Here is a 17,530-nt window from a genome sequence, read left to right as displayed (position 1 = left end):
AGGAAGGTGCGCAGCTTGTTGGCGTTGCCGGAGTCGTCGCCGGTGATCAGGTAGTACATCATTCCGGCGTCGGAGACGTCGCCCTTCTTGTTCATGATGTTGTTGACGACGTCGTGCGCGTAGCGCAGCCGCTGGTCGGAGTTGTCGGCCATCCAGGCCCACTTCTCCTCACCGCCACCGGTGCCCAGACCGGCGTTCTGATCCGGGATCCTCTTGTACTTGACCTGCGGGAAGTCGCGGCGGATGTCGGCGAGGTTCCACCGGTTGTCATCGTCGTCGTGATTGTTGTTCCAGTCCGAGTGCGAGATCAGCGTGACGTGCTGACGCGCCGCGCTGTTCGAGCCCTGCAACGCCCGGTACACCACCCCCATCGGGCCGGCGCCGACCAGGCACAGCCGGTTGGTAGCGGTGGACGCGTCGACCGCCGAACGCAGGTGGGTCACCGCGGCGTCCAGATTCGTCTGGCTGTTGCGGAAGATGCCGGCCACGTCGTAGCCGAACCGCCCGCCGACGCCCTCGGTGGCGGTGACCATGTCCCGCTCCCAGCTCGCCGTCGAGCTGCCCAGGTGCGAGTTGTAGTCCCAGTGCACCAGCCGCGACTGCTGCCCCCGCTCGGCGAGCAACGCCAACGCCATCGCCGACGCGCCGATGTCGTCGCGATCGTGGTAGTTACCGTCCGAACTCCAGGCGATCCGCTCACAACCAAAATCGAGAGCCGGCGGCGCGGCCTGCGCAGGCTGCCCGGTCAACGCGACGACAGCGCCGAGCCCGAGGGCACAGGCCGCAGCCGCGAGACCGGGACGGGAGATCCGTGACATCAGAGGTCCTTCCGGTACGAGGGTGTGATCACCGTCCGGCGGGACCGGGTGCTGTCGGTCCCGGCCGGGCGGCTCACAGACAGACACCCCGGTACGCGGATGAAGGTTTCGCCGCCGTCACAGGTCTTGTGTCCGGCACCCGCCCAGGGTCAGCCGTTCCCGCGTCGGCCGCCCTGCGGACGGGAGCCCTCGCACGCCTGCTGGGCGCGGTCCCAGGTGGCATCGTCGATGTCGGCCGGCCGTAGCGCATCCTGCCCGCCCTGGCGGTTCCCGTCGCCCGGCTGCCCGGACGGTCGGGCGGTGGGCCGGGTCGTCGGTCGGGCGGTCCGCTCCGCCTGCCCGCTGCGGCCGGGTCGGGCCGACGGCAGTTCCTCGGGTACGTCGATGCCCTGCTCGCGCAGGCACGCCGCGTACGCGGCCAGCCCGCCGGACGCCGGCTCGGTCGGCTGCGACTGCTCGGCCGCCGGCTCGCCGCCGCAGCCGGTCGCGATGGCGAGCAGCGCGGTGCCGATCGCCACGGTCAGGGCAACTCGCCGATGAATGCGGGGCATATGGCTCTCCTCGAGTCTTGTGTGCGGGCCCACGCCCGCGCGACGGGGTCAGCAGAGACGACCAACCTCCGGCGTCGCTCCGACGAGCCTGGGAGTCGCCTCGGAGTGGCGGGCTGTGAGGTAACTCCGAGGTACGGCCGAGTCCGCTGTCAGGAAGTGCGTCGACGATCGGCTGCCATGGGCATCCACCTGCACGTGTGGCGAGCGGTCCGGCGCCGGCCGGTACCCGCTGTCGTCGCCACCGCCACGCTGGTCGCGGTCACCGTCGTGGCCGGGGCGGCCGCGTTCTCCGGCGGCGCCGACGGGACCGGTGCACCGGCGGCCACCGTACGGGTCGATCGGGGGGCGGTGACCTCGGCGGTCGCCGCGACCGGCTCCGTACGCCCTGCGACGAGCCGAGGGCTGGCGTTCGCCGCCGCCGGCACCGTGACCGAGGTCCGGGTCCGTCCGGGTGACGACGTCACCGTCGGACAGACACTCGCGGTGGTCGCCGACGAGGAGGCGCGCGCCGAGGTCGCGCGCGCGGAGCAGGCGCTGACCGACGCGCAGGCCACGCTCACCGACTCGGCGGCGGAGGACGGCAAGTCCGCCGCCGCGTGCGGCGCGTCGCCCGCTGCGGCCACCCGGACGGATGCGGCCGCGGGTGTCGCCCTGGCCGCCCGAGAGGTGAGCAGCGCCCGGGCGACTCCTTCGGCTGCCCAGTCACCCACGCCGCAACCCGAGCCCGATCCGCCGTCGATGCCACCGACGTCGTCGGCCGCTCCGGAGCCCACCGGGACGTCGGTCCCGTCCACGCCACCATCACCGGACCGAGCCGGGAAGGGGCCGGCGACGACGCCGGCGCCGGCAGGTCCCCGAGACTGCCCCACCGACGCGGGTGGTTCCGGGCCGGGCGGAGACACCGCCGGAGCCGACCCGGTGCTGCGGGCGCACCAGCGGGTGACCGCCGCGCAGCTGGCCCTGGCCGAGGCGGAGGACCGGTTGGCCGGCACGACCATCACCGCGCCGGTCGCCGGCCGGGTGCTGTCGGTGGCCGGGCCGGTGGGGGCCCGGGTGTCCGCGGGTGCGCGCTTCATCGAACTGGCGGTCGTCGACGGGATGCAGGTCACGGCGACCTTCCCGGAGGCCGACGCCGGGCAGATCTCGGTGGGTAAGACCGCCACGGTGACCCCGGCCGGACGGCCCGACACCGACCTGAACGCCGACGTGGTCCAGGTGGACCCGGTGGGCACCAGCGACGGTCAGGTGGTCCGGTTCGGGGTCCGGCTCGCGCTGGACGACGCTCCCGACGATCTGCTGATCGGGCAGAGCGCCGCCGTGCGGATCCGGATAGCCACCGTCGCGGACGTGCTGCGGGTCCCGGCCGCCGCGGTCGAGGTACGGCCCGACGGGTCGGGCACCGTACTGCTCGCCGGGGCGGCCGAACCGCGCGCCGTCGTCGTCGGCGTACGGGGCGACCAGTTCGTGGAGATCAGGTCCGGCCTCGCCGAGGGTGACCTGCTGCTCGCCGCCGGATGATCTCGCTCAGCTCCGGGACAGGTCGCTCCCAGCTCGCTCCGAGGTTTGGCGGATAGACCTGGCAACCGTGTCTGATCGCCGTACCCGTGTGCTCGTCGTCGACGACGAGGAGAACATCCGTGCCCTGCTGTCGGCGACGCTGCGGCTGGTCGAGTTCGACGTCCGGGTGGCCGGCGGCGGCCGCGAGGCGTTGGCCCTGGCCGAGGAGTTCGATCCGGACCTGGTGGTGCTCGACGTGATGCTGCCCGACCTCGACGGCTTTCAGGTCGCCCGGCGGCTGCGCGGCGCGGGGGCCGGGGTGCCGGTGCTGTTCCTCACCGCGCGGGGCGCGGTGGAGGACCGCATCTCCGGGCTGACCGTCGGGGCGGACGACTACGTGACCAAGCCGTTCAGCCTGGAGGAGGTGGTGCTGCGGATCCGGGCGATCCTGCGCCGCAGCCGTGCCGACGACGCGCCGGCGCAGGACGGCGTGCTGCGCTACGCCGACCTCGAACTGGACGAGGACGCCCACGAGGTCCGCCGCGGCGGCCGGGTCGTCGAGCTGTCGCCGACCGAGTTCAACCTGCTGCGTTACCTGATGGTCAACGCCGGCCGGGTGGTCAGCAAGGCGCAGATCCTCGATCGGGTGTGGAACTACGACTTCGGCGGCGACGGACGGATCGTCGAGTCCTACATCTACTACCTGCGCAAGAAGATCGACGTGCAGGCCCCACCGCTGGTCCACACCGTGCGGGGTGTCGGCTATACGCTGCGGGTGCCTCGCACCGGGGGTGGGTGACGGTGGGACGCCGTCGCGCCGTCCGCGTGCGGCGACTGCGCAACTGGGGGCGCTGGACCCTTCGGTCCCGGCTGGTCGTGGTCGTGGCGGCGCTGACCGCGTTGGCGCTGGTGGTGGCGAACACGGCCGGGCTGGTGCTGCTGCGCCGGACCCTCACCGACCGGATCGACGACCAGCTCACCGCGGTCAGCCGGCCGTTCACCCGGGACACCGTCCCGGCCTACGACCCGCACGAGCGCACCCGGGTACTGCCGCGCGCCCGGCTCGGCCCCGAGCAGGTGGTGCTGCTGTACGGCCCGGACGGCAGCCTGGAGGACGTCCGGCGTTCGGACGAGACGATCACCGTGCCGGTGGTCGAGCCGTACGACAGGCTCGTCGCCCGTGCCACCGACGACGCCCGTCCGTACACCGTCGAGGCCGTCGACGGCACACCCGCCTGGCGGGTGCTGGTGGTCGAGCGCGGCGACGACCGGGGCATCGCGGTGCTGGCGGTGTCGCTGCGTGAGGTCGAGGAAACCACAGACCTGCTGCTGCTGATCGACGCGGTCGTGATCATGGTCGTCCTGATGCTGCTGGCGTCGCTCGCCGCGATGGTGGTCCGGCTCGGCCTTCGGCCGCTGACCCGGATGGAGCAGACCACGGCGCAGATCACCGGGGGTAACCTGTCCCGCCGGGTGCCCGACGCCGATCCGCACACCGAGCCGGGCCGGCTCGGTGGGGCGCTCAACCTGATGCTGGACCGGATCTCCACCGAGGTCGCCGCCCGCCGCGAGTCGGAGCGGCGGCTGCGGCAGTTCATCGGCGACGCCTCTCACGAGCTGCGCACGCCGCTGACCTCCATTCGCGGGTTCGCCGAGCTCTACCGCCGCGGCGGAGCGCCACCGGGCCCGGAACTGGACGAGACGATGGCGCGGATCGAGGCCGAAGCCGCCCGGATGGGCCTGCTCGTCGAGGACCTCCTGCTGCTCGCCCAACTCGACCACGAACGCCCCCTGCGACGCCAACCGGTCGACCTGCTGGCCGTCGCCGCCGACAGCGTCCGCGACGCGCACGCCCGCGCACCGCAGCGACAGATCCGCCTGGCCGCCCTCGACGACGACGCCGCGTTCGAACCGGTCATGGTCACCGGCGACGAGCACCGGCTGCGCCAGGTGGCCGCCAACCTGCTCAACAACGCCCTGCAGCACACGCCGCCGCAGACCCGCGTCACGGTCCGCGCCGGGCGGCTACGCCGTACACCGGCAGGGCCGCCGCCCGTCACGGCCGTGGGAGACCCGCTGCCCGCCGCAACGCCGGCAGCGGTGCTCGAGGTGACCGACGACGGGCCGGGCCTGGCCGCCGACCAGGCCGTACGGGTCTTCGAGCGGCTCTACCGCGCCGATCCGAGCCGGACACGTGGCAGCGGCGGGTCCGGCCTCGGCCTGTCCATCGTGGCGGCCCTCGTGCGGGGGCACCAGGGCCGTGTCGAACTGCTCACCGCGCCCGGCCGGGGGGCCACCTTCCGGGTCCTGCTGCCCTCGGTGCCCGACGCCGACCACGACGAACTGGTCGACCTGCTGCGCACCATGCACAGCTGAGCCACCGGCGGCTGTCCGGAAACGTCCAGCGGACCCGGAGCCCGCTTCGAGCCTGGCCTCGTTCACTCCCGGTACACGAACCGAACGGGAGGCAACATGCGCACGAGAACACGGGCCATAGCGGCGACGGCGACGGCCCTGGCGGTTCTGACCGGGGCGCTGCTGGTGCCCCGGTGGGTCGGCGACGCCCGCGACGACGGGTTGACGGTGACGGCGACCGGCTACTTCTTCGTCGGTGGGCAGCAGGTCACCGACGACACCGGCGACCGGACGTCGACCACCTGGACCGGGCAGGCGATGGTCCACCAACTCGTCCCCGCCGGGGCCGACGAGCCGCCGGTGATCATGATGCCGGGGCTCGGGCTCAGCTCGTCGATCTTCCTGAGCACGCCCGACGGCCGGGAGGGTTGGGCACAGCAGGCGGCCCGCGCCGGCCACCCCGTGTACGTGCTGGACGAGCCGTCCCTGGCCGTCTCCGGCTTCGACGTGCGGCCGTTCAACGCGGTGGCCGCCGGCGAGGCCCCACCGGAGAGCCAACCGACGATGTCGGTGTGGAGCGAGGAGGAGATCTGGCCGCGCTGGGGCTTCGGTTCGAAGCCCGGGCAGCCGTACCCGGACACCCGGTTCCCGGTGCAAGACATCGACCAGTTCCTCGCCGCGCTGCCACCGTACTGGCAGGCCGGCGCCGGCGTGGGGGGTGCGCGCGCTGGCGCGGCCCCACGGCAGCCCGCCCCCACGCCGTCCGCCACCGCCAGCGGTGCGGGCGACAGCGGCGGCCGGGGACCGGGAGCGCCGGCTCAGGAACAGGCGCTGCTCGCCCTGCTGGAGCGGACCGGCCCGGCGATCCTGCTCGCCCACTCGGCCGCCGGTTCGGCCGCGTTCGCGGTGGCCGACCAGCACCCGGAGCAGGTCGTGGCGGTGGTGGCCGTCGAACCCGTCGGCTGCCCCACTGAGGCCGACCAGGCACCCACCGCGCCGACGATCGCGGTCTACGGCGACCGGATCGCCGAACGTCGGCAGACCGGGCGGCTCGACGCCTGTCGGAGCACCGTCGGTCTCGTCGACGCCGCCGGCCACCCGGCCCGACTGGTGTACCTGCCCGACGAGGGCGTACGGGGCAACACGCACCTGATGATGCAGGACGACAACAGTGACGACATCTGGCGCCGGATCGCGGACTTCCTCGCCGACAGCTGACCGCCGTCCGACTCCCAGCCGACTCCGAGGTTGCGCCGGGTCCGCTCCGAGCCGCCACCCCCAGGCTGTCGGACATGCGTGTGCGACGACTCATCCCTGCCCGCGGCCCGTCCCTGCTCGTCAACACCGGCCTCGCCGTGGCGGTGCTGCTCGCGGGCGGCTGGGCGTACACCGCGTTCACCGGACCGGAGACGGCGGCTGCCGGCGAGGCCCGGACGGTGCCGGTGAGCCGGGCGACGGTGACGTCTGCGGTGTCCGTACCCGGATCGGTGCGCAGCGCGGCGACCGCGAGCGCGACCTTCGCCACCGCCGGGCCGATCACGGAGATCACGGTCGCCGTCGGCGATTCGGTGAAGAAGGGACAGGTGCTGGCCCGGGTCGACGCCTCGGCCGCGAAGCGGGAACTGGCGGCGGCCGAGGCCGACCTGGACGCGGCGCAGGATGCGGCGGACCGGGCGGCAGGGACGGACGGTTCGACCACCCAGTCGCAGGCGGCGGTGACCCAGGCGGAGCTGAAGGTCGCCGCCGCTCGGGAGAAGGTCGACGGCGCCACCCTGACCGCGCCGATCGCGGGCACCGTGGTGGCCGTCAACGGCAGCGTCGGTGACTCCGGCACCTCGGCGGGCGGCGCGGCCACCGGCGGCGTGACCGGGGGCGGCGCCTCCGGGGCCGGCAGCGCTGCATCCGGTTCGGGAGGCGAGGGACTCGTGCAGATCGCCGACCTGACCCGGCTGGAGGTCACCGCCGCGGTTCCCGAGGCCGACGCGACCCGGCTCACGGCGGGCATGCCCGCCACGGTCAGTTGGAACGCGCTGCCCGGTACCACCGCCGAGGCGACGCTCGCCGCGATCGACCCGAACGCCACCACCGCCAACGACGTGGTGACCTACGGCGTCACCCTGAGCCTGAAGGACCGTCCCGACGCCGCCCGGCCCGGCCAGAGCGTGCAGGTCACCGTCACCCTCGACACGGCCGAGAACGTCGTCGCGGTATCTGCCCTCGCGGTCACCAGCGCCGGCAACCGGCACACCGTGACCGTCCTGGACAACGGCACCCCGGTCGTCCGTCCGGTCGAGGTGGGCCTGCGGGGCGACCAACTCGTCGAGATCACCTCCGGCCTGACCGAAGGCGACCGGGTCGTGCTGCCCAGCACCGGCGGCGCCGACACGGGCACCGGCGGCGGCGGGCGGGGTGGGCCGGCGGGCGGCGGCCTGACCGGTGGCGGCGGGCGGGGCAACCGATGACGCTCTACCTGGTCGGCGACTCCCACCGCACCGCCGAGGCCCGGACCCGTCCGGTGCTCGACGTCCGTGACCTGACCAAGGTGTACGGGCAGGGCGAGGCGACGGTGCACGCGCTGCGCGGGGTGTCCCTCACCGTCGCGGCCGGCGACTACGTGGCCATCATGGGCTCCTCGGGATCCGGAAAGTCCACCCTGATGAACATCCTCGGCTGTCTCGACGTACCCAGCGCCGGCACCTACCGCCTGGACGGGGTCGACGTCAGCCGGCTCGACGACACCCGGCTGGCCCTGGTCCGCAACCGGCGGATCGGATTCGTCTTCCAGTCGTTCAACCTCATCCCCCGCACCTCGGCGGTGGCCAACGTCGAGCTGCCCCTGGCGTACGCCGGCATCAAGCCGGCCGAGCGACGCCGGGGGGCCCTCGCGGCCCTGGACATGGTGGGTCTCGCCGGCCGGGCCGACCACGAGCCGAACCAGCTCTCCGGCGGGCAGCAGCAACGCGTCGCCGTCGCCCGCGCCCTGGTCACCGAGCCCGCGCTGATCCTCGCCGACGAACCCACCGGGAACCTCGACAGCCGTTCCACCGAGGAGGTGCTGGCCATCCTCGACCAGCTGCACACCGCCGGCCGCACCATCGTCATGATCACCCACGAGACCGAGGTGGCCGCCCGCGCCCGCCGGCTGGTCACCCTCTTCGACGGACGGATCACCACCGACGTACGACAGGACGGTGCCCGGTGAGCCTGCTGGAGATCCTCCGCTTCGCCGGCCGTGGCGTCGCCGCCAACAAGCTGCGCTCGGCGCTGACCATGCTCGGCATCCTCATCGGCGTCGCCGCCGTCATCCTGCTGGTCGCCGTCGGCAACGGCTCCGCCCAGGCCGTCAACCGCAGCATCGAGGCGCTGGGCACCAACACCATCACCGTGTCCAGCACCGCCCGCGGCGGCACGACGCCGTCGGCACTCACCGTCGACATCGCGCAGTCCTTGCACGACCCGGCCCTCGCCCCCGACGTCCGGGCGGTCTCACCGGTGGTCAACACCGCCCCGACGATGACCCACGCCGGGACGGAGCACCCGGTGGCGCAGTTCCTCGGCACCCACCCGACCTACTTCGGCTCGTCGAACAGCCCAGTCGCCGCCGGCGCCGCCTTCACCGAGCAGGACGTGACCCAGGGTCGGCGCGTGGTCGTGCTCGGCCGGACCGTGGCCACCGAACTGTTCGCCGACACCGACCCGGTCGGTCAGCAGGTCACCGTCGGCGGCGCCCTGTTCACCGTCGTCGGCGTCCTCGCCGAGAAGAGTTCGGCGTCCGGCTTCTCCGACCCCAACGACGTCGCCGTCGCCCCGCTCACCGCCGTGCAGCAGACCCTCACCGGGTACGGCCCGGTCACCTCCATCCTCGTCGAGGCCACCGGCCCGGACCGCGTGAACGCCGCCCAGCAGCAGGTCACCCAGATCCTCAACCAGCGCCTCAAGCTGCCGGCCGGCGCCGCCGCCACCGGCCGCGGTGGTGGTGCCGGGGCCGCGCCGTACCGGATCCAGAACGCCGCCCAACTCCTCGCCACCCGCACCGAGACGGCACAGACCTTCACCGTCCTGCTCGGCGCCGTCGCCGGTATCAGCCTGCTCGTCGGCGGCATCGGCATCACCAACATCATGCTGGTGACGGTCACCGAGCGAACCCGGGAGATCGGCATCCGCAAGGCCCTCGGCGCGCCCCGGCGCACCATCCTCACCCAGTTCCTCGCCGAAGCGACCATGCTCAGCGTCCTCGGCGGCGGTCTGGGCGTGGCCGCCGCACTCATCGGCAGCCGGTTCACCATCGTCGGTGTGCAACCGGTGATCGTGCCCAGCTCCGTCGCACTGGCCCTGGGCGTCTCCGTCGCGATCGGGCTGTTCTTCGGCAGTGTCCCCGCCAGCCGCGCCGCCGGCCTGCGCCCCATCGACGCACTCCGCTACGAATGACAGGTGAAGACATGACGACCGATCTGGACACCGCTCTCGCCGCCGCGCCCCGCCCCTGGCGGAACCGGGCCACACCGTGGCTCGCGGCAGCGCTGCTGCTCGTCGGCGGCTTCGCCGGCGGCGCGCAGGCGCAGCAGGCGTACGGACCGGAACCCGCAGCCGCACCGGCGGGGCGCGGAGCGGCGGTCGACGGACCCGCCGGTGGGGCCCGCGGCGGCGGTGCCCGTGGCGGTGGCGCCGCTCCCCCGGCCGCCACCGCCACCCCGGCCACTACCGGCACCGTCACCGACATCGACGGAACCGTCATGAAGATCCGGCGCGAGTCCGGCGAGGTGGTCACCGTGCAGACGGACGACCGTACGCAGGTCCGGCTGCCCGGTGCGCTCAAGAACCTCCAGACCGGCGACACCGTCGTGGTGACCGGGAACATGCAGGGCAGCGAGATCGCAGCCGCCACGATCACTCAACAGGAGTAGAGGTGCACCTGCGCCCGAACCGGTACCCCGACGAGCTACGTCAGCGCGCTGTGCGCTTGAACCGCGAGTCGGATCCGAAGCCGGTGATCCGGCGTCTGGCCGAGCAACTCGGCGTGCATCATGAGGCGTTCCGGAACTGGATCCGCCGAGCCGAGGCCGACGCGGGTGAGCATCACGACCGGCCCACCAGCCAGATGGCCGTCGGTGTGCAGCAGGACGCCGCACCCACTCGGACCTACGAAAACGAGAGATCGCAGGTCGTGAGGGGTGCTGCTGAATGCCGTCGAAGCAGCCTCGGCGGGCCGGCGACGCGAAGCGCCGCCGCAGGCGACGGTCGGCGGCTGCTCTGCGACCCGACCGCCCGGATCATCCGGTAAGGCCTTCACCCGCTCGTATCCGAAGCTCGAAGGAGGTGAGGTGTCCTTCGGAGCCGGTTACGATCCGGGCCACCAGTCGGGTTGCGGCGTCGGGCAGAACTCGTTCGTCACCGGGAAGCCCTGGAGGAGAAAGTAGACGACGGCGGACGCCGCAAGGGCCACGAGACCCGAGGCTGTCACCAGCAGCACCCGGTCGGCCCGCAAGCGGTCGCCCATCAGCGGTAACGCGACACCAGTGACGACCGCAGTCTGCGCCACGACCAGAAGCGGCAGATGGAAGAGCATGAGGAAGAATCCAACCCCGGCGGAGTCGAGCTCGCAGGTCTTCCATACCAGGGCCACCTGACGGATCTCCAGAACCGCGGCGACGAAGGACACGACGGCGGCGGCCGCCACAACGGGGACGATGCGACCGCGCCGCGTCGACCGGATCGGCGAGGGGCTGGTCGGCACGCCCACCACGATATTTCATCGCCGTCGGCACGGGTGAGGCCGCCGCGCACCTGCCCTGCGCATCCGGCTCGGTCGTTCCCGCCGTTCCTCAGGGACACCAGAGGAACGGCGGGAACGACGGCGTCCGTTCGACGATCGTCAGCCCTTCCGCATCTCCTCGAGGGAGACGAGCAGCGCCGTGCCGGCCGACGTGACGCCGGCGGAGAGCTGCTGCGACTCCCCGGACGCCGTCACCTCACGGTGCCGACCGACATCGCCGAGGGTTTGCCGCGTATTGGTGATCAGCGCTTGGAGGAACGCGGCGTCGAACGCCTCGGCCGGCACGCTGCGCAGCCGATCCTGCTCAGCCGGCGCCGGTGGTCGCTCGGACGGCCCACCCCAAGTGGTCAACAGCCCCTCCAACTTTCTGATCTCGCCCGCGTACCCCTGCCGAAGACCTTCCGCCAACTGTCGTACCTGCGCGTCCCGGGCCCGCTGGACCCCGATGTCGGCGAGAGCCACCGCCTCCCGCCGACGCGTCAGCAGAACGGTCGCGAGGCGCACGTCCTCGGCGTTGTACGCCGCCGGTGAGGCCATCGGCGTGCCAGTGACCTTCGGGACGGGTGCCGCGCGTCGGTCGTCCGCGCTGCATCCGGCCACCAGGACAACCACTGCCGCTGCGATCGCTGACCCACGAGCCGTCACGGAACGCGGCATCACAGGTTCGGGACCAGCGAGAATTCCCACGGATGCACCTTGTCCTCCCCGAGGTACCCCAGCCAGTTGGCCCGGATGGCGCTGTCGATGTTCTGCCGCGACAGGCCATAGCCGTGGCTGTTCCACAGGCTCGCCCCGATACCGATCGACCGCACGTCGCCGTCGTCCTGCACACCCACGGGGGCGGCACCCGTTTGCAACTCCCATTCCGTGAACTTGGCTCGCCGACCGACGTAGCCGTAGTGGATGTTCGACCACACGTCGTAGTAGACCTCATAGGGCAGGCCGGGGATGCGATACCGGTAGGACTTGTAGCCGTCCTCCCGCCCGGGCCCGAAGACCCGGGCGATCGGCGGTTTGTGGTCCCACACGCCGCCGGGACGGACCAGCCATCCCCATGCGGCATAGGCGTTCAACTTCTCGATGGGTGAGAGCCAGGCGAGGTCGTTCATGGTGGCGATGGAAGCGGCCGCACTCGACCGCGCGTTGTTGTACATCTCCTTGTACATGTAGGTGAGGGTGGCCTCGTATAGATCCGAGTCGTCGTTGTGGCCCTTGTATGTGAAGGTGCCCCTGGGGCCCGACTGGAAGAACGCGGCCTCTTTGCCGTACAGCGTCGGCACGACCTCGAACCAGTGACATCCCGGATCGAAGAGGTAGTTGAAGGTGTGGTGGGTTCCCGTGACGTAGCCCGCCCAGGTCAACTGGGACCTGCTGTAGAAGATGGGCCGACTGCAGTCGGGCGTGCGCATGTAGTAGATGTTGTAGCCGTCTGCGGACTGCCCCGAGAACGGCTTCCACGACAAGGACACGCTGAAGATCCCGGCGGAGGTCGACAGACTGGACACCGGGTTAGGCAGCGGCATCGTCTCCTGCTCGCCCGGCGTCATGACGCCCCGTTGCAGGCCGTTGACGGCTTGCACGCGGAATTCGTAGGTTTCACCCGGGAACAGGTACCGGGCGGTGAACGATGTGCCCGAGACCGCGTACGGCAACTCCTGGAACGACTCTCCCCGGCTGACGTTACGCATCTGGATGTAGTAGCCACTGGATGTGGAGTGCCCGTTCCACTCCAAGTCGGCAGTGCCGTTCGACCTACCGATCACAGACAGGAAACTCACCTGCGGGGTCGGGCCCAGGGGCACCGCCGAGACCGTGTTCGAGTAGCCACCGGCCTGAAGTCCATCCTTCGACTGCACCCTGAACTCGTACGTCGCCCCGTTCACCAGCAGCCCGGCGGTGAAGGTGTCGTCCGACACGGTGTACGGCAGCTTCTTCCAGCTCCCGCCGAAGGTCACCTCGCGGATCCAGATGTCGTAACCCGTGGCCCGCGACGCACCCGACCAGCGAAGCGTCACCTTCTGGTTGCCGGGAACGGCGTACAGGCTCTCTGGCCCCTGTGTCGGTGGTCCCTGCGGCACGACCGACACGGTCACACTGGTGCTGCCGGCGATCAAGTCGTTGTAGGCCTGCACCTTGTACTGGTACGTGGCTCCATTCACGAGTCCGCTCGCCGTCCAACTGTCGTCGGCGACCGGGTAGGGCAGCTTCGTGAAGACCGTCTCGCCGGCCGACACGTTCTTGACGTGGATGTAGACGGATGTGGCACCGGTCGGCATGTTCCACGTCAGGATCGCCTTACGGTCTCCGGCCTGCACCGTGAAGCCCGTGGGCGCGGAAGGCGCGGGCCCGGTGGGCCGTACGCTGACCGTCGCCGACGTGGCACCCTCGATGAGGCCGCTGGCCGACTGGAGCTTGAACTCGTACGTCGCGCCGTTGACGAGGCTGCCAGCCGTCCACGACGTGCCGCTCACCGGGAACGGCAGCTTCCGGAACGCCTCGCCCGCCGTCACGTTGCGCATGTGCACGTGGTAGCCGGTGGCGTTGGCCGCCGCCGTCCACGTCAACCTCGCGCGGTGGTCACCCGCCGTCGCCGTCAGCCCGGTCGGGGCCGGCGGCGGCGCTACGGTCGGCGTCACCCGCACCGCTGCCGACGTCGCACCCATGATCAGACCGTTCGTCGAGACCAACCGGTACTCGTACGTCGCGCCGTTGACGAGTTCTTCGGCCGTCCAGGTCGTGCCCGAGACCGCGTACGGCAGCCGGCTGAAGCTCTCGTTGAGCGTCACGTTGCGCTGCTCGACGTAGTAGCCGGCGGCATGTAGACCCGCCGTCCAGCTCAGCGTCGCCTGACCGTTGCCCGCCGCGGCAGTCAGGTTGGTGGCCGCCGACGGGGTTGGTACGGACGGGCGGGCCGTGACGACCGGGGAGAAGCTCCCGGGAATCAGACCGTTCATCGCCCGTAGCTTGAACTCGTAGGTCGCGCCGTTGACCAGCAGCCCGGCGACCCACCGCTCTCCCAGCACGACGTGCGGCAGCTTGGTGAAGTCCGATTCGCCGGAGGTCACGTCGCGCATGTAGACCTCGTGACCGGTGGCGTTGACGTCGCTGACCCAGGTCAGGGTCGCCTCACCGGCACCGTTGGTCACCGACAGGTTCGCCGGCGCCGTGGGGGGCGGTCCGGTCGGCCGGACCGTGACCGCCGCTGTCAGTCCGCCCTCGATGAGGCCATTGAGCGACTTGACCTTGAACTCGTAGGTCGCGCCGTTCTGCAGCAGACCCGCCGTCCAGGTGGTTTCGGAAATCGGGTACGGCAGTTCCTCGAACGCCTGGCCCGCGGTGACGTTGCGCATCTGAATCTTGTAGGAAGTGGCGTTCTCTCCGCCGGTCCAGCTCAGCACGGCATTGCCGTCACCGGCCGTCGCGGTCAGGCTGGTGGCGGCGGCCGGCACCGGTCCGCCGACGGGCAGCGTCACCTCGGTGGAGATGGCACCCTCGTCGTCACCTTTGGCGGCCTGCACCTTGTAGTGGTACGTGTTGCCCGCCAGCAGGTCTGTCATGTGCCAGGGGTTGTACTCCTGCGTCAAGGGAATGGGCAGCCGCTTCCACTCCTTGTTCAGGATGTTGTCCTTGGTCCAGACCCAGTACTGAGTCGCCCCCAGCGACGGGGTCCAGCTCAGGTCCGCCGTCGTCGCGCCGGTCGGGACCACAGTCACGTCGGGCGCGTCCTGCGGTCCGATCGGCACTTCCGGAAATGGTCGCGCATAGCTGGCGCCGATGCCGAAGGCGCTGCTCAAGGTGTCCGCGAAGGCCGCGGCGATGCGGAGCTCACCCCGAGAATTCGGGTGGACGCCGTCCCAGGTGTGGTCGGCCGCGACGAAGCCGTTGGGCGTGTCCGCCACAACGATCGGGGACGTCGCCGTCGTCAGTTCAGCCGCCACGGAGGCGAGACGGTCGTTGTAGGCGGCCACCTTGTCGGCGAAGACGGGTTCATCGATCGCACGCTTGGTGGGAAGCAGCTTACCGAGGACGATACGGACATCCGCCCGGCCTGAGCGGGCATTGGCGATGAAGGCCCTGAGGTCGACCTCGACCTCCTCAGCGCTGCGCCCATGCCAGCCGAGGTCGTTGATTCCGAGCAGCACCAGCAGCGTCGACGGGTCGTACTGGGCGACGTCGTCCCGGATCTCCGCCGCCGCCTCGCGCAACTGCCTACCCCAGTTCGCGTTGTGGTCCTGGTCGAAGGAGGGGTCGGCATAGGTATGGTCGGCGTCACCCGCCTCAGCGGTCATGATGTTCTCGAGGTCGTTGCGCGGACCGACGAGATCCGCCGTGATGCCATTGGCAACGAAGTGCTTCCAGAGACGATACCGCCAGGTCCAGTCGCCACTGCTGCCGTGCGAGATGGAGTCACCAGCGATCATGATCTTGGCTGGCTGAGCAGCCGCTTGGGCGGTGGCGGCACCCACCGTTGGCAGCGCGCCGGTCGGACCGATCAGGCCGACGGCCAATGCAGCGACGAGCACGAGAACACCGGCTCGTGATAAGTGGCGCCACCTGGGTGCCAAGGCATCCTCCATGTGAGATGCGGATAGTACGGTACATGATCAACACTGACGATCGATGCCGTTGACCGGGCAGTCCATGCGTTATGGATCCGTTACGCGCACCGATCCCGCTTCGTGGCGGGAGGTGAAGCGGTAGCCGCCCCCGTCAGCATCGCGACCTACCGACTGAACTGGCTCGACGGCGGGCACCCTCCCTCGCCGCAATCCGGGCGACCCGAGCTCTGCCATCGAGCGGACGGACTCGCCTGACCGCAGTGCCGTTCGGCGTCCGGCTACAGAGGCTGAACGTCAGGACGCGTTCCACCCAACGCCCGACAGCCCGGTGGGGTCGAGGTCCAGGGCGTAGGACGGCAGGCGAGTCACGGGTCAGCCACGAGCGAGCGGGATCAGGGAGTGCGTCGGCGGCTGACGTAGGTGTTGAGGTTGCCCCGAATCAGCACGATCGGCGTCTGCAGTCGTGCCTGGGCCTGGTCGAGGAAGACGATGTAAGCCCCCGAACAATCCGGCAATCCCCGCAACACCGCCGGGTCGGACGCGAGGCGGCATGGGCCTCGCCACCGCCAGCGGCGCAGACTGCCGCTGGCGGCGGGCACACCCCACGACCCGATGACCGCCCACCGCCGCGCTGGCTGGCAGTGGGGGCCAGGCAGTCGCCCGTGGCGCCGACCGCGAAGCCGCGACATCAGGTGGACGTGCAGGCCCCTGGTTCGACCGGTGACCGGTCGAACCAGGGGCCTGGGGGAACCTGCCGCGACTATGCCTCACTCGGGCCGCGGCGGGTTGGCCGTCCGCCTGGTCAGGAGAGCGGCGGGTAGGCGTTCTGCATCAGCTGGGCGAACTGCGCCGGGAACCAGGCGCCCGAGATCGGGGCGTTGTCCAGGGAGCCGGTCCTGCTGTAGCCGTTGCGGGCGTTTCCACCGTAGGTCGGGTCGCACATCCGGTCGAAGCCCTTGCCCTCGTTGTTCGGGATCTCCTTGCTGGAGCCGTCCGACTCACCCGGGGGCTTGACCCAGACGTACGCGTCGATGCCGGGCTCCGGCGCGGCCTTCGGCCGCTCGCCCAGACCCGCACCGGCCTGGTTGCACCAGTTGCCGGCGTGGATCCGCCGGTCGATGCGGCTACCGTCGACGTAGGCGTTCACGTCAGTCATCGGGCCGGGGCCGGTGGGCCGGGCGGTGCCGCCCCAACCGTTGCGGGAGGTGTCGATCAGCATGCCGATGCTGTTCGGGAATCCCTTGGAGACCAGCTCGTTGCGGAACGCCTGGGCGAAGGAGAGCTCGTCGACGTAGAAGTTCCAGTCGACCCACTTGGACTGCCGGACCATCTGCCCGTTCACCGTGTCGGTGACCTTGAAGTACGGCTCCTTCAGGGCCGAGTAGTTCGCGGTGTTGACGATGAAGCCGTGCACATGGTTGACCGTGCTGCCGGACGCGGTGGCGGCTTCCTTGATGATCCCGGCCACCGGGCTGAAGTTGCTGTCCCAGCCGATCCAGCCGTGGTGCGCGGCGTCGACGTAGTTGTAGACGTTGCCGATCGCGCCCAGCTTGGCCAGGGCGTAGCCGACACCGTTGATGTACGCGCCGTTGGCCTTGACCGTGTCGCACATGGGGGTGGCGCCGGGGCTGCCACCGGTGTTGGTGTGCAGGTTCGGCAGCGAGTCGATCTCGATGATGTTGATGATGCGCAGGTCCTTGTACTTCGCGTCGCCCTGGATCGCGGCGATCGGGTCGATGTACTCGGCCTTGTAGCGGGGCAGCTCGTTCGGGCCCAGCTCGCCGTTGGAGGCCAGCGCCGCGCAGTCACGGCCGGGCAGGTTGTAGATGACGAACTGGATGTACTTCGCCCCCTGCGCGAGCGCCTCATCGAGGTGGTCCCGTACGCCCATGGCGCCGTTGGAGCTGCTGTCCGGGGTGCCGTTGATGGCGGCGATCCGGTCGATCCACACGGCGGTCGGGTTGTTCGACACCCGGT

General features: G+C 70.9%; 15 protein-coding genes. 9 read left to right on the top strand and 6 right to left on the bottom strand.

Features of this window, described 5'->3' with window-relative positions:
• Both ACPFP2_RS29535 and ACPFP2_RS29530 read right to left on the bottom strand, forming a co-directional pair.
• Positions 1-818 (bottom strand): hypothetical protein (locus ACPFP2_RS29535; RefSeq protein WP_424093478.1); only part of this gene is annotated, 818 nt, incomplete at its 3' end.
• Positions 819-967: 149 nt separating this feature from the next.
• Positions 968-1,336: a hypothetical protein gene (locus ACPFP2_RS29530; protein WP_424093480.1), complete on the bottom strand. Its 369-nt coding sequence runs from the start codon at positions 1,334-1,336 to the stop codon at positions 968-970.
• A gap of 210 nt (positions 1,337-1,546) precedes the next feature.
• Between ACPFP2_RS29530 and ACPFP2_RS29525 the strand changes: the two genes are divergently transcribed.
• The 9 genes from ACPFP2_RS29525 to ACPFP2_RS29485 all read left to right on the top strand — a co-directional run bounded on the left by ACPFP2_RS29525 (position 1,547) and on the right by ACPFP2_RS29485 (position 10,502).
• Positions 1,547-2,887: an efflux RND transporter periplasmic adaptor subunit gene (locus tag ACPFP2_RS29525; protein ID WP_424093476.1), complete on the top strand. Its 1,341-nt coding sequence runs from the start codon at positions 1,547-1,549 to the stop codon at positions 2,885-2,887.
• Between the two features lie 67 nt (positions 2,888-2,954).
• Positions 2,955-3,665 (top strand): response regulator transcription factor, encoded by a 711-nt coding sequence (locus tag ACPFP2_RS29520; RefSeq protein WP_424093474.1) that lies wholly within the window; start codon positions 2,955-2,957, stop codon positions 3,663-3,665.
• Positions 3,666-3,667: 2 nt separating this feature from the next.
• Positions 3,668-5,242 (top strand): ATP-binding protein, encoded by a 1,575-nt coding sequence (locus tag ACPFP2_RS29515; protein WP_424093472.1) that lies wholly within the window; start codon positions 3,668-3,670, stop codon positions 5,240-5,242.
• Between the two features lie 96 nt (positions 5,243-5,338).
• Positions 5,339-6,439 (top strand): hypothetical protein, encoded by a 1,101-nt coding sequence (locus ACPFP2_RS29510; RefSeq protein WP_424093470.1) that lies wholly within the window; start codon positions 5,339-5,341, stop codon positions 6,437-6,439.
• Between the two features lie 74 nt (positions 6,440-6,513).
• On the top strand, positions 6,514-7,683 hold the full coding sequence (locus ACPFP2_RS29505; protein WP_424093468.1) for an efflux RND transporter periplasmic adaptor subunit: 1,170 nt from the start codon (positions 6,514-6,516) through the stop codon (positions 7,681-7,683).
• Positions 7,680-8,423 (top strand): ABC transporter ATP-binding protein, encoded by a 744-nt coding sequence (locus tag ACPFP2_RS29500; protein ID WP_424093466.1) that lies wholly within the window; start codon positions 7,680-7,682, stop codon positions 8,421-8,423. The genes ACPFP2_RS29505 and ACPFP2_RS29500 overlap by 4 nt, the downstream gene beginning before the upstream one ends.
• A complete protein-coding gene (locus ACPFP2_RS29495; RefSeq protein ID WP_424093464.1) occupies positions 8,420-9,649 on the top strand; it encodes an ABC transporter permease in 1,230 nt (409 codons plus the stop codon). The genes ACPFP2_RS29500 and ACPFP2_RS29495 overlap by 4 nt, the downstream gene beginning before the upstream one ends.
• A gap of 11 nt (positions 9,650-9,660) precedes the next feature.
• On the top strand, positions 9,661-10,125 hold the full coding sequence (locus ACPFP2_RS29490; protein WP_424093462.1) for an OB-fold nucleic acid binding domain-containing protein: 465 nt from the start codon (positions 9,661-9,663) through the stop codon (positions 10,123-10,125).
• 2 nt (positions 10,126-10,127) lie between these two features.
• Positions 10,128-10,502 carry a transposase gene (locus ACPFP2_RS29485; protein WP_424093461.1) on the top strand — a complete coding sequence of 125 codons (375 nt, stop codon included), beginning with the start codon at positions 10,128-10,130 and terminating at the stop codon, positions 10,500-10,502.
• 57 nt (positions 10,503-10,559) lie between these two features.
• Here ACPFP2_RS29485 and ACPFP2_RS29480 read toward each other — a convergent pair whose 3' ends face one another.
• The 4 genes from ACPFP2_RS29480 to ACPFP2_RS29465 form a co-directional block, all read right to left on the bottom strand.
• Complete coding sequence (locus ACPFP2_RS29480; RefSeq protein ID WP_424093459.1) at positions 10,560-10,955, bottom strand: hypothetical protein; 396 nt, start codon at positions 10,953-10,955, stop codon at positions 10,560-10,562.
• 138 nt (positions 10,956-11,093) lie between these two features.
• On the bottom strand, positions 11,094-11,681 hold the full coding sequence (locus tag ACPFP2_RS29475; RefSeq protein ID WP_424093457.1) for a DUF305 domain-containing protein: 588 nt from the start codon (positions 11,679-11,681) through the stop codon (positions 11,094-11,096).
• Positions 11,651-15,517 (bottom strand): fibronectin type III domain-containing protein, encoded by a 3,867-nt coding sequence (locus tag ACPFP2_RS29470; RefSeq protein ID WP_424093455.1) that lies wholly within the window; start codon positions 15,515-15,517, stop codon positions 11,651-11,653. Before ACPFP2_RS29470 ends, ACPFP2_RS29475 begins: the two co-directional genes overlap by 31 nt.
• Positions 15,518-16,355: 838 nt before the next feature.
• Positions 16,356-17,530, bottom strand: a 1,175-nt coding sequence (locus tag ACPFP2_RS29465; RefSeq protein WP_424093453.1) for a glycoside hydrolase family 6 protein, incomplete at its 5' end; no start/stop codon positions are given.

This window comes from Micromonospora citrea (assembly GCF_049629545.1).
Taxonomy (GTDB): Bacteria; Actinomycetota; Actinomycetes; order Mycobacteriales; family Micromonosporaceae; genus Micromonospora; species Micromonospora citrea_A.
This window is presented reverse-complemented; position numbering and strand designations above follow the sequence as displayed.

What these genes read in the sequence shown, in the direction of transcription:
- ACPFP2_RS29525 (WP_424093476.1), top strand. Translation starts at nt 1,547, where the DNA reads ATGGGCATCCACCTGCACGTGTGGCGAGCGGTCCGGCGCCGGCCGGTA.
- ACPFP2_RS29510 (WP_424093470.1), top strand. Translation starts at nt 5,339, where the DNA reads ATGCGCACGAGAACACGGGCCATAGCGGCGACGGCGACGGCCCTGGCG.
- ACPFP2_RS29505 (WP_424093468.1), top strand. Translation starts at nt 6,514, where the DNA reads ATGCGTGTGCGACGACTCATCCCTGCCCGCGGCCCGTCCCTGCTCGTC.
- ACPFP2_RS29500 (WP_424093466.1), top strand. Translation starts at nt 7,680, where the DNA reads ATGACGCTCTACCTGGTCGGCGACTCCCACCGCACCGCCGAGGCCCGG.
- ACPFP2_RS29490 (WP_424093462.1), top strand. Translation starts at nt 9,661, where the DNA reads ATGACGACCGATCTGGACACCGCTCTCGCCGCCGCGCCCCGCCCCTGG.